Annotated in this window: 10 protein-coding genes; all 10 read left to right on the top strand. The window is 70.3% G+C overall.

Annotated features, from left to right (window positions below):
* Positions 1 to 84: 84 nt before the first annotated feature.
* The 10 genes from Q0994_RS00470 to rfbD all read left to right on the top strand — a co-directional run bounded on the left by Q0994_RS00470 (position 85) and on the right by rfbD (position 12,665).
* Positions 85 to 1,773, top strand: a complete 1,689-nt coding sequence (locus Q0994_RS00470) for a glycosyltransferase (protein WP_299527431.1) — start codon at positions 85 to 87, stop codon at positions 1,771 to 1,773.
* 227 nt (positions 1,774 to 2,000) lie between these two features.
* On the top strand, positions 2,001 to 2,321 hold the full coding sequence (gene rplU, locus Q0994_RS00465; protein ID WP_299527429.1) for a 50S ribosomal protein L21: 321 nt from the start codon (positions 2,001 to 2,003) through the stop codon (positions 2,319 to 2,321).
* A gap of 14 nt (positions 2,322 to 2,335) precedes the next feature.
* Complete coding sequence (rpmA, locus tag Q0994_RS00460) at positions 2,336 to 2,593, top strand: 50S ribosomal protein L27 (protein WP_014045902.1); 258 nt, start codon at positions 2,336 to 2,338, stop codon at positions 2,591 to 2,593.
* A 142-nt stretch (positions 2,594 to 2,735) separates the two neighbouring features.
* Positions 2,736 to 4,178 (top strand): GTPase ObgE, encoded by a 1,443-nt coding sequence (obgE, locus tag Q0994_RS00455; protein WP_299527406.1) that lies wholly within the window; start codon positions 2,736 to 2,738, stop codon positions 4,176 to 4,178.
* Between the two features lie 349 nt (positions 4,179 to 4,527).
* Positions 4,528 to 6,027, top strand: a complete 1,500-nt coding sequence (locus tag Q0994_RS00450; RefSeq protein WP_299527404.1) for a bifunctional cytidylyltransferase/SDR family oxidoreductase — start codon at positions 4,528 to 4,530, stop codon at positions 6,025 to 6,027.
* Between the two features lie 150 nt (positions 6,028 to 6,177).
* Entirely contained in the window at positions 6,178 to 8,199 is a 2,022-nt protein-coding gene (locus Q0994_RS00445; RefSeq protein WP_299527402.1) for a hypothetical protein, read from the top strand.
* Positions 8,200 to 8,350: 151 nt separating this feature from the next.
* Positions 8,351 to 9,592 carry a glycosyltransferase family 2 protein gene (locus Q0994_RS00440; RefSeq protein WP_299527401.1) on the top strand — a complete coding sequence of 414 codons (1,242 nt, stop codon included), beginning with the start codon at positions 8,351 to 8,353 and terminating at the stop codon, positions 9,590 to 9,592.
* 138 nt (positions 9,593 to 9,730) lie between these two features.
* Entirely contained in the window at positions 9,731 to 10,801 is a 1,071-nt protein-coding gene (locus tag Q0994_RS00435) for a glucose-1-phosphate thymidylyltransferase (protein ID WP_299527399.1), read from the top strand.
* Entirely contained in the window at positions 10,798 to 11,784 is a 987-nt protein-coding gene (rfbB, locus tag Q0994_RS00430) for a dTDP-glucose 4,6-dehydratase (protein WP_299527397.1), read from the top strand. The genes Q0994_RS00435 and rfbB overlap by 4 nt, the downstream gene beginning before the upstream one ends.
* Positions 11,781 to 12,665, top strand: coding sequence for a dTDP-4-dehydrorhamnose reductase (rfbD, locus tag Q0994_RS00425; RefSeq protein WP_299527395.1), 885 nt, complete (start codon positions 11,781 to 11,783; stop codon positions 12,663 to 12,665). Before rfbB ends, rfbD begins: the two co-directional genes overlap by 4 nt.
* Positions 12,666 to 12,741: the final 76 nt, after the last annotated feature.

Here is a 12,741-nt window from a genome sequence, read left to right as displayed (position 1 = left end):
GCCCGTTTCCGCCCGTCATGCCCCATCTCTCCACCAAGTGGAGCGCAGGTATATTTGATGTGTAATTCAAGGGGTGGGGGATTCATGGCTCATTTGAAAGTAAGCATCGTGGTGCCCGTGTACAACGCGGGGCCGTACATCGAGCGGTGTGCGCCGTCGCTGACGGAACAGAGCATCGGGGCGGACGCCTACGAGGTCGTCTACGTGGACGACGGATCGACCGACGACTCGCTGGAGCGGCTGCGCCTGCTCGCCGAACGGCACCCGCACGTGCGGGTGCTGCACCAGGAGAACTCCGGCTGGCCCGGCAAGCCCCGCAACGTGGGGATCGCCGCGGCCCGCGGCGAGTACATACAACTCGTGGACCAGGACGACGAGTTGGCGCCCGAAGCGCTGGAGCGTCTGTACGCGATGGGGAAACGCAACGGCTCCGACATCGTCATGGGCAAGATGGCCGGCACGATGGTCGGTCCGTCCGCCGTCTTCCGCCGTTCGCGCGAGCGCTGCACCGTCGAGGACGCTCCGCTGATCGAGACGCTCACGGCCCACCGGATGTTCCGCCGCGAGTTCCTCGTGGAGCACGACCTGCGGTTTCCCGAGGGGTACTGGCGGATGGAGGACCTGCTGTTCATGGTCCAGGCGTACCCGAAGGCCAAGACCGTCTCCATACTCGCCGACTACCCCTGCTATTTCTGGAACCGCAGGGAGGACGGCGGAAACCACAGCACCGCCGCGTACGACCTGGTCGAGGACTACGGCCGGCTGCGCACCGTCATCGGCGCGCTCCGGGACTCCACGGAGCCGGGGGAGCTCCAGGACCGGCTGATGCGCCGGCTGTACCGCGTGGAGACGATGAGCCGAATAGGCGAGCCGTACGTGACCCGCGTCGACGACGAGGCCCGGCTGCGCGCGTACGAGATCATCCGTCCGCTGGCCCTGGAAGCCTTCCCGCCGGGAGTGCGCGCGGGCATGCCCGCGATGCAGAAGCTGCGGGCGACGCTGCTGGAGGACGGCCGGCCGGACTCCCTGCTGGAGCTCGCGCGCCGGGTCCAGGCGGTGAAGCCGCGGCTGGACGTCTCCGCCGCGGAGCAGGACGACGACGGACGCCTCACCCTGCACGTCCGGGCCACCTTCCACCGCGCCGACGGCTCGCCGCTGACCCTCGTGGAGCAGGACGGCCGGTACGTACTCGATCCCCGTTTCACCGAGGGCATCGAGGGCGCCGAGGGGCTCGTCGTGGAGGATCCGCTGGCGTACGCGAACGGCGAGATCCTGGTGAACGACGGCCGCCGCAAGGTCTGGTGGCACGCCGAGGACACCCTCGTCCCCCACCTGGAGGCGTACGGGGAGGACGGGGAGAGCCAGGTGGTCGTCGAGGGCGACGTGGTCCTGGACCCCACCACCCTGGCGGGCGGCGAGCCGCTGCGGCCCGGTGCGTACGAGGTCTGGATGGGGGTGCAGGTGCTCGGCGTCGGGCGGCGCCCCCGGCTCAACCCGTACGACACCGAACAGCGGGTCGCCCTCGCCTCCAAGAAACTCGGCGGCGGCGCGCGGACCGTGCGCCCGGAGTGGTCGGGGCCCGGCAAGCAGCTCAGGCTCGTCGTACGCAACCCTCCGCCGCCGCCCAAGCCGAAGCCCCCCGTCGCCGTCCAGCCGCCGCCCAAGGGGCTGCGCCGGGTGTACCGCGGCGTGCTGCGCAGGCTGTCCCCGAAGCACCGCAAGGCGGTGCGCCGGCTCGCGGCCTCGGCCGCGAGCAGACTGCGTCGGCGCTAGCCGCTTCGCGGGCGGTGGCCGTCCGGGGGCGGTTTGACCCGCCGGGCAGCGGTCCGTAACCTGAACCCTCGGCGTGTTTCGTACGCCTGCCCCTGAGCACATCCCTTCCGGAACCGGTGTCCGCACCGCGACGGGAGAGGCCGCTCATCCTTCCGGATCGTCCCGGGCTCCGGCCCGTGCGAGCGGCTGGCATCAGGGGACCCGTTCCGAGCGAGAGAGAGATCCGCGTGTACGCCATCGTGCGCAGCGGTGGTCGCCAGCACAAGGTTGCTGTCGGCGACATCGTTGAGGTTGACAAGATTTCCACCGCCAAGGTTGGCGACACGGTCGAGCTCTCGACCCTGCTCGTTGTCGACGGCGACGCCGTGACCAGCGACCCGTGGGTCCTGGCGGGCGTCAAGGTCCAGGCCGAGGTCGTGGACCACCACAAGGGTGCGAAGATCGACATCCTTCGCTACAAGAACAAGACCGGCTACCGCCGTCGCCAGGGCCACCGCCAGCAGTACACGGCGATCAAGGTCACCGGCATCCCCGCGGCTGCGAAGTAAGGGACTGACGACTCATGGCACACAAGAAGGGCGCATCGTCCACTCGGAACGGGCGCGATTCCAATGCTCAGCGGCTCGGCGTGAAGCGCTTCGGCGGTCAGGCCGTCAACGCCGGTGAGATCCTGGTCCGCCAGCGCGGCACCCACTTCCACCCGGGCACGGGCGTCGGCCGTGGCGGCGACGACACGCTGTTCGCGCTGACCGCCGGTGCGGTGGAGTTCGGTACGCACCGTGGCCGCAAGGTCGTGAACATCGTTCCGGTCGCCGCCTGATCTTCCGGCGCGCGGAGAACGACACAGCACCTTCCGAGGGCGGATCCCTGCTTTCCCGGTAGACCGGGGAAGAGGGTCCGCCCTCGGCGCGTTACGACAGAGAACATTCCGTTTTTTCCCGCAGTACCTGGAGGCACCAACCATGACCACCTTCGTGGACCGCGTCGAGCTGCATGCCGCCGCGGGTAACGGAGGCCACGGCTGCGCCTCCGTCCACCGTGAGAAGTTCAAGCCGCTGGGAGGCCCCGACGGGGGCAACGGCGGCCGGGGCGGCGACGTGACCCTCGTCGTCGACCAGGCCGTGACCACGCTGCTGGACTACCACCACCACCCCCACCGCAAGGCCACCAACGGCCAGCCCGGTGCCGGTGACAACCGCTCGGGCAAGGACGGCCAGGACCTCGTCCTGCCGGTCCCCGACGGCACCGTCGTCCTCGACCGGGACGGCAACGTCCTCGCCGACCTGGTGGGCCAGGGAACGACCTTCGTGGCCGGTCAGGGCGGTCGCGGCGGCCTCGGCAACGCCGCGCTGGCCTCGGCGCGCCGCAAGGCGCCCGGTTTCGCGCTGCTGGGCGAGCCGGGCGAGAGCCGGGACATCGTCCTGGAGCTCAAGACCGTCGCCGACGTGGCCCTGGTGGGTTACCCGAGTGCGGGCAAGTCCTCGTTGATCTCGGTGCTCTCCGCGGCCAAGCCGAAGATCGCGGACTACCCCTTCACCACCCTGGTGCCGAACCTCGGCGTCGTGACGGCCGGCTCGACCGTCTTCACCGTCGCGGACGTCCCCGGCCTCATCCCCGGCGCCAGCCAGGGCCGCGGCCTCGGTTTGGAGTTCCTGCGCCACGTCGAGCGCTGCTCGGTCCTGGTGCACGTGCTGGACACCGCCACGCTGGAGTCCGACCGCGACCCGGTCTCCGACCTCGACATCATCGAGGAGGAGCTGCGCCAGTACGGCGGCCTGGAGGACCGGCCCCGCATCGTGGTCCTCAACAAGATCGACATCCCGGACGGCCAGGAGCTGGCCGAGATGATCCGCCCCGAACTGGAGGCGCGCGGCTACCGCGTCTTCGAGGTCTCGGCCATCGCGCACAAGGGTCTCAACGACCTCTCGTACGCGCTTGCAGGGATCGTCGCCGAGTCGCGCGCGGCCAAGCCGAAGGAGGAGGCGACCCGGGTCGTCATCCGCCCGAAGGCTGTCGACGACGCCGGCTTCACCGTCGCCCCCGACGACGAGGGCGTGTACCGGGTGCGCGGCGAGAAGCCCGAGCGCTGGGTGCGCCAGACGGACTTCAGCAACGACGAGGCCGTCGGTTACCTCGCGGACCGGCTGAACCGCCTGGGCGTCGAGGACGCGCTGATGAAGGCGGGCGCCAGGGCCGGGGACGCGGTCGCGATCGGCCCCGAGGAGAACGCGGTCGTCTTCGACTGGGAGCCGACCATGATGGCCGGCGCCGAGATGCTCGGGCGACGCGGCGAGGACCACCGCATGGAGGCCCCGCGACCGGCCGAGCAGCGCCGCCGGGACCGCGAGGCGGAGCGCGACGAGGCCCTGCGCGACTTCCAGGGGTTCGAGCCCTTCAAGCACTGACGGGACGTCCGGCGGGGCGGGGGCGGGCGGGTCCATCCGGTGGACGGTCCGCCCCCGCGGCGTGTCCGCGTGCGCCCGGAGCGGCCCGGCGGGAGGGCTCCCGGCCCGTGCGGGTGCGCCGGTCGGGTGAAACCACAAGGGCGTGCGGCCCGCTCAGGGGTGGACCGGTCCGCTCACACGTGTGGCGTCGGTCACCAGGTCGTGGCGGCACGGCGGGGGCGTCACCCCTGTCCACCAGGGGTACACGAGGTGTCGAACGGGGGACCGCCACTCGACGTCCACCTTGCGAGATGGTAACGGAGAGTGCAACCATCGGGATGTTCCCGAGCCCTCGCAAGGTAGGTCGTCTGTGTCTGTGCAGCACATAGTCCAAGCCCGAACCACTGCAGTCGTACTCGCCGGTGGTACTGGTCAGCGCGTGGGTCTGTCCATCCCCAAGCAGCTCCTCAAGATCGCCGGCAAGGCGGTCATCGAGCACACGCTGTCGATCTTCCAGCAGTCCGAGTCGATCGACGACATCATCGTGCTGATGGCCCCCGGCTACGTGCCGGACGTCGAGAAGATCGTGACCAAGGCCGGCCTGACCAAGGTCGTCAAGGTCATCGAGGGCGGCTCCACGCGCAACGAGACCACCGAGCGCGCCATCGCGGTGCTCGGCGAGGGCCTGGCCGAGGGCGAGGACCGCAACATCCTGTTCCACGACGCCGTGCGCCCGCTGCTCTCGCAGCGTGTCATCAAGGACTGCGTGGACGCGCTGGAGCGCTACTCCGCCGTCGACGTCGCCATCCCCTCCGCGGACACGATCATCGTGACCCGGACGCACGGCGGTGACGGCGAGTTCATCACCGAGGTCCCCGACCGGTCGCGGCTGCGGCGCGGGCAGACGCCGCAGGCGTTCAAGCTCTCGACCATCCGCCGCGCCTACGAGGCGGCCGCCACGGACCCCAACTTCCAGGCGACCGACGACTGCTCGGTGGTCCTGAAGTACCTGCCGGACGTGCCGATCTACGTGGTCGCGGGCGACGAGTACAACATGAAGGTCACCCAGCCGGTCGACGTCTTCATCGCGGACAAGCTGTTCCAGCTCGCCTCGACCGCCGTGCCGCGCCCTGCCGACGACGTCACCTACCGGGAGCTGCTGGAGGGCCGGACGATGGTCGTCTTCGGCGGTTCCTACGGCATCGGCGCGGACATCGCCGCCCTCGCGGAGTCGTACGGGGCCAAGGTGTACGCGCTGGGACGCTCCACCACGGGCACGCACGTCGAGAACCCGGAGCACATCGACGACGCCCTCTCCAAGGCGTACGCCGAGACGGGCCGGGTCGACTTCGTGGTCAACACCGCGGGGGTGCTGCGCATCGGCAAGCTGGCCGAGACGGACAACGCGACGATCCAGGAAGCCCTGAACGTCAACTACCTCGCCCCGGTGCAGATCGCCCGCGCCTCGTACAAGTACCTGGCGGAGACCAAGGGCCAGCTGCTGCTGTACACCTCCAGCAGCTACACCCGGGGCCGCGCGGAGTACAGCCTCTACTCCTCCACCAAGGCCGCCATGGTCAACCTCACCCAGGCGCTCTCCGACGAGTGGGCCGCGGACGGGGTGCGGGTGAACTGCGTGAACCCCGAGCGCACCGCGACGCCCATGCGCACCAAGGCGTTCGGCGACGAGCCCGCCGGTTCGCTGCTCTCGTCCGAGGCGGTCGCCCAGACCTCCGTGGACGTGCTGCTCTCCGAGATGACGGGGCACGTCATCGACGTGCGGCAGCAGGACCCCACCTCGGGCGCCTCCGAGGCCTCCGGGTTCGAGCAGGCCCTGGCCGCGGTGCTGGACCGACAGGCCGATGTGTAATACTGCTTGACAAATAATTCGGGCCCCTGCTGTTCGCCTTTACCGCGAACGGCGGGGGTCCGTATTCGTGAATCTTTTCTTCACAATTTCCCCGCACTGCAAAGTCAGCACCCTCGGGAGCGGTACTTCGTGATTTCGAAAGCCATTCGCATGGCTCGCGTGGGCAGCGGGTCGGAGCTGGCCGCCGCCCTATTCCTGGTTCTGGGTTTTCCCTGCGTCATGCTCGCGGCGATAATCCCCAATGTCTGGTTCTTCGCCGTGGCCGTCGCCGCGACTTATGCGGCCGACCGCTATCTGCACCATTGCGGCAGTTATCTGATCAACCGGCTCGCCGCGGTCCGGGCCGGCCTGTCCATCCGCTTCCTCGTCCGCGAACTCCTGCTGGTGCTGCTGCTGGCCCGCATGGGCTACGGCGAGCAGACGCTGTTCTACGTGACCGTCGCCTGCCTGCTGGCCTTCTACGGCATGCAGGCGCCCCAGGGCGCGATGGTCACGCTGATCCGCCTGCGCCGCAAGCTGCCGGTGGTCAGCCGCAACGTCGACTTCGGCCCCCTCGGCATAGGGGACGCCCCGCCGCGGCTGCTGATGAGCCGGCCCGCGGAGAAGATGCTGCACCTGGACCTGTTCGCCGTGATCGGCGTCCTGGTGGCCGCCGAGTCGGGCGTGGAGGCGATCGCCTACGCGGGGCTCGCCCTGACCCTGGCCCTCGCGGTCGCCTACCTGCTGGCGCTGCTGCCCTATGTCCGGCCCAGCCGGCTGGTGCCGCCGGAGGGGAAGATCCTCGCCGCGGTCGACACCTGGCTGAAGTCGTACAAGCCGACCGTGGTGCTGTACTTCTCCGGGTCCAAGGACTCCGCCTACCAGGTCAACATGTGGCTGGAGACCATGGGGCAGCTCGACGGCCGCCCGCTGATCGTGCTGCGCGAGCGGGCCATCGTGCCCCAGCTCGCCTCCACCTCGGTCCCGGTCCTGTGCGTGCCCGGCGGGGTGCACCTGATGAACCTGGACCTGTCGACGGTGCGCGTCGCGCTGTACGCGGCCAACGTGGGCAAGAACATCCACATGCTCCGGGTGCCCACGATGAAGCACGTCTTCATCGGCCACGGCGACAGCGACAAGCTCGCCAGCGTCAACCCGTTCAGCAAGGTCTACGACGAGGTGTGGACGGCCGGCCGCGCGGGACGGGACCGGTACGCGCTGGCCGACGTCGGTGTGCGCGACGAGGACATCGTCGAGGTGGGCAGGCCCCAGCTCGCGACGATCCTCCCGTGGACCGGTACGACCAGGAACCCGATCCCGACGGTGCTGTACGCCCCGACCTGGGAGGGCTGGGACGACAACCCCGGCAACACCTCGCTGCTGCTGGCGGGCGAGAACATCGTCCGCCGCCTGCTGGCCGCCGAGAACCCGGTGCGGGTGCTGTACAAGCCGCACCCGTTCACCGGGACGCGCAGCCGTCAGGCGCTCGCCGCCCACCTGCGGATCACCGCACTGATCGAGGAGGCGGCCGCCAAGCGGACCGCCGACCCGCGCTGGACCGCGAAGGCGGCCGAGCTCCAGGGCGAGCAGGCCGCCGCCCGCGCCGAGCTGGTCCGGATCGAGGCGCGGCTGGCCGAACTGGCGGGCGGCGCGTCGAACGCCCGCGACGAGGCCGAGCTGTCCCGCAACTCGCTCGCCGACCCGGCGCGCGAGGCGGAGACCGCGAAGCTGCGCGACGCGTGGAACAGCGCCTACTGGCGCTCGGCGGGCTGGTGGCAGCACCAGGTCGTCCAGGGCTCCACGATGCGGTTGTACGACTGCTTCAACGAGTCGGACGCGATGGTCTCGGACATCTCCAGCGTGGTCTCCGACTTCATCGCCAGTGGCAAGCCCTACGCGGTCACCGACTCCGCGGGGCTGGGCGCCGAGGAGTTCAAGCGCCAGAACACGGCGGTCCGGGCGGCGGTGATCCTCTCCAACGAGGCCACCGAGCTGGACGGCCTGCTGGCCGCGGTCGCCGACCAGGCGGCCGACACCCTCGCTGCCGAGCGCCGCGAGATCAAGGAGTACCTGCTGGGCCCCGACGAGCCGACGTCGATCCAGCGGTTCGACGCCGCCGTGCAGGCCCTGGCCGCGCGGGCGGAGGCACGGAATCTGGGCGTCGCCAACCTGGGGGAGCCGGTCGGCGGCTGAACCGGCCGGCCGGAGACCCGGTCGTCCACCGCGATGCGCATGGCCCGGGAGACCGTCACAGGACGGACTTCCGGGCCGTGTGGCGTAGGTCACATTTCGCAGGGGAGGGCGGTGCCGTAACTTTCGTCGGGTTCCGGGTGTCTTGTCAGGTGTGAACGCGAGAAGAACACCGGATGTCAGCGTCATCATCGGGGCCTACGAGGCCATGCCGTACCTCGTCCGCTGCCTCGAATCCGTCGCTTCCCAGACCCTCGACGCCGACCGCATGGAGATCATCGCGATCGACGACGGCTCGACCGACGGTACGGGCGAGCACCTGGAGCGGTTCGCCGCCTCCACCCCGATCCCCATGACCGTCCTGCGGCAGGCCAACTCCGGCGGCCCGAGCGGTCCGCGCAACGTGGGCCTCCGGCGGGCGCGCGGCCGGTACGTCTTCTTCCTCGACGCCGACGACTTCCTCGGGTACGAGGCCCTGGAACGGATGGTCGCCATGGCCGACCGGGCGGGCACCGACGTGGTCCTCGGCAAGCTGGTCGGCGTCAACCGCGGGGCCCCCGGGTCGATGTGGCAGGGCACCCACGAACGCGTCGACATCTACAGCTCCCGGGTCATCTACACCCTCAGCGCGCAGAAGCTCTTCCGGCGCGAACTGCTGACCCGCCTCGGCCTCGAGTTCGACGAGAAGCTGAAGACCGGTGAGGACGCCCTCTTCACCATGGAGGCGTACATCCGCGGCGCCGGCGTCTCCGTGATCTCCGACTACGTCTGCTACTACCTCGTCGGCCGCGACGACGGCAAACACGTCACCCGTTCCGGCAGTTACGAGCCACGGTTCGCCGCGCTGCGGGCCCTGATGGAGCTCATCGCCCGCCTGGTGCCGGAGGGCCCGCAGCGCGACTTCATGATGGTGCGGCCGTTCACCGTCGGCCTGCTCCAGCAGTTCGGCCCCTGCGTGCTCAAGGAGAGCGAGGAGGTGCGGCGCCACAAGCTGGAACTGGTCGCGCCGCTCATGGATGCCTACTGGCACCCGGGCGTGGCCCAGCGCATCAAGGTGGGCGAGCGCATCCGGCTCGAATACGTGGCGCGCGGGCGGCTCGACTGGCTCGACGAGGTCCTGCGGTTCCTCGCCGCGAAACGGGAGCCCGAGGTCGTCCCGGCCGACCGGGGGAGCGCCGCCTACCTCGCGTACCCGCACTTCAGAGACGCGCAGGCGCAGATTCCCGACTCCGTCTTCGAGCTGACGGTGCCCGAGTACGCGCCGGGAAGGCGACTGCAGGCGCCCCCGCGTCAGGAGTCCGGGCGCGCGGTCCCCGCGCGTCCCCAGGCGTCCTTCGCGCGCCGCGCGGTGCGTCGGCTGCGCCGTGACGTACGGCGCTGGCGCGCCGAGGTGTGATCCGTTCGTAAGGTGGCCCGGGGTTGCCTCCCGGGGAACCGGCGGGGGAGGCGCAGTAACATCCCAGAGAACGGAGGGGGGCTTCCTGACGCGGGACCCACCTCCCCGGCCACTGAAATCCACGATGGACAGGGAAACGTGAAGGCACTCGTACTCTCCGGTGGGGCGGGCACCCGCCTGCGACCCATCACGCACACCTCGGCCAAGCAGCTGGTTCCGGTCGCCAACAAGCCGGTGCTCTTCTACGGCTTGGAAGCGATCGCGGCCGCCGGCATCACCGAGGTCGGCATCATCGTGGGCGACACCGCCGACGAGATCCGCGAGGCCGTCGGCGACGGCTCGGCGCTGGGCATCAAGGCGACCTACATCCCGCAGGACGCCCCCCTCGGACTCGCTCACGCGGTCCTCATCGCCAAGGACTTCCTCGGCGACGACGACTTCGTCATGTACCTGGGCGACAACTTCATCGTCGGCGGCATCACCGGGCTCGTCGAAGGCTTCCGCGAGGAGCGCCCCGACGCCCAGATTCTGCTGACCCGGGTGCCCAACCCGACCTCTTTCGGCGTCGCGGAGCTGGACGCCGAGGGGCATGTCGTCGCCTTGGAGGAGAAGCCCAAGGTCCCCAAGAGCGACCTCGCCCTCGTCGGCGTCTACCTCTTCACCCCGGCCATCCACGAGGCCGTGCGCTCGATCGAGCCCTCGTGGCGCGGCGAGCTGGAGATCACCCACGCCATCCAGTGGCTGATCGACCAGGAGCGCCGCGTCCGGTCCACCACGATCGCGGGCTACTGGAAGGACACCGGCAACGTCACCGACATGCTGGAGGTCAACCGGCTGGTCCTGGAGTCCGTCGAGGCGTGCGCCGAGGGCGCCGAGGTCGACGAGCACAGCGAGATCATCGGCCGGGTGCGGATCGAGCCGGGCGCCAAGGTGACCGGCAGCCGCATCGTCGGACCGGTCGTCGTCGGCGCCGGCTCCGTCATCAGCGACGCCTACGTGGGGCCGTTCACCTCGGTCTCCGAGGACTGCCGCATCGAGGACAGCGAGATCGAGTACTCCATCGTCCTGCGCGGGGCCTCCATCACCGGTGTCCGCCGCGTCGAGGCGTCGCTCATCGGCCGTGAGGTCGAGGTGACCCCGGCGCCCCGCAATCCGTCCGCCCACCGACTCGTCCTCGGCGACCACAGCAAGGTGCAGATCTCCTCATGACGACCAACATCCTGGTGACCGGCGGAGCCGGCTTCATCGGCTCGCACTACGTCCGGACCATACTGGGCCCCGAGGGCCCGGGAGACGTCTCCGTCACCGTCCTCGACAAGCTCACCTACGCGGGCAACCCGGCCAACCTCGACGAGGTCCGCGACCACCCGGGCTTCTCGTTCGTGCAGGGCGACATCTGCGACGCCGAGCTGGTCACCAAGCTCATGGCCGACCACGACCAGGTGGTCCACTTCGCCGCCGAGTCGCACGTGGACCGGTCCATCGACGGCGGCGCCGAGTTCGTGCGCACCAATGTTGTGGGCACCCACACGCTCATCCACGCCGCGCACCTGGCCGGCGTCAAGACCTTCGTGCACATCTCCACCGACGAGGTCTACGGGTCGATCGACGAGGGCTCCTGGCCCGAGACCCACCCGCTGGAGCCCAACTCGCCGTACTCCTCCGCGAAGGCGTCCAGCGACCTCATCGCGCTGTCCTATCACCGCACCCACGGGCTCGACGTGCGGGTGACCCGCTGCTCCAACAACTACGGGCACCACCACTTCCCCGAGAAGGTCATCCCGCTCTTCGTCACCAACCTGCTCGACGGCAAGACCGTGCCGCTGTACGGCGACGGCGCCAACGTCCGCGACTGGCTGCACATCGACGACCACGTGCAGGGCATCGAGCTGGTCCGCACCAAGGGCCGCGCGGGCCAGGTGTACAACATCGGCGGCGGCACCGAGCTCTCCAACAAGGAGCTCACCGGCCTGCTGCTGGAGGCGTGCGGGGCGGACTGGGAGACCAGCGTCACCTACGTCGAGGACCGCAAGGGCCACGACCGCAGGTACTCCGTCGACTGCACGAAGATCCGCGAGGAGCTCGGCTACGTGCCCCGCAAGGACTTCAAGCAGGGTCTCGCCGAGACCGTGCAGTGGTACCGCGACAACCGCGCCTGGTGGGAGCCGCTGAAGGACCGGGCCGCGCTGTGAGCCCCGTCTGGCTGGTTACCGGGGCCGGCGGCATGCTGGGCCGGGACGTGCTGGCCCGGCTCGCCGACGAGGACGTCACCGCCGTCGCCGCCGACCGGAGCACGGTGGACGTCGCCGACCCCGCGTCGGTGCGCGCCGCATTCGAGGCGCACCGTCCCGACGTCGTCGTCAACTGCGCCGCCTGGACCGCCGTCGACGACGCCGAGTCCCAGGAGGACGCGGCGCTGCGCGTCAACGGCACGGGTGCGGCGGTGCTCGCCGAGGCGTGCCGCGAGGCGGGAGCGGTGCTCCTGCAGGTGTCCACGGACTACGTCTTCCCCGGCGACGCCGGCAAGCCGTACGCCGAGGACGCCCCGACCGGCCCCCGCAGCGCCTACGGCCGTACCAAGCTGGCGGGTGAGCGCGCGGTCCTCGACGCCCTGCCCGACCGCGGCTACGTGGTCCGCACGGCGTGGCTGTACGGCGCGGGCGGCGGCAACTTCGTCCGCACGATGATCAAGCTGGAGGGCGTCAAGGACACCCTCGACGTCGTCGACGACCAGCGGGGCCAGCCGACCTGGACCGTGGACCTGGCGGACCGGCTGGTCGCGCTCGGCCAGGCGGCGTTGTCGGGCACGGCACCGGCCGGCGTCTACCACGGCACCAGCGGCGGCGAGACCACCTGGTTCGGCTTCACCCGGGAGATCTTCCGTCTCCTGGGCGCCGACCCGGAGCGGGTCCGGCCCACCACGAGCGAGGCGTTCGTGCGCCCCGCGCCCCGGCCCGCGTACAGCGTGCTCGGGCACGACCGGTGGGCGCGGGCGGGCATCGCCCCGATCCGCGACTGGCACGAGGCCCTGGACGAGGCGTTCCCCGCCCTGGTGGCCGCCGAGCGCGGCTGACCGCCCACCCGCCCGGTACGGGGCCCTGACGGGCCGTCCGAGGCCGGGTCCTGGCTCCTGTAGGGGAGCGAGGACC

The organism is uncultured Streptomyces sp. (genome assembly GCF_947488945.1).
In the GTDB taxonomy this organism is placed as follows: Bacteria; Actinomycetota; Actinomycetes; order Streptomycetales; family Streptomycetaceae; genus Streptomyces.
Note: the sequence above shows the minus strand (reverse complement) of the source record. Positions and strands in the feature narration are given on the sequence as shown.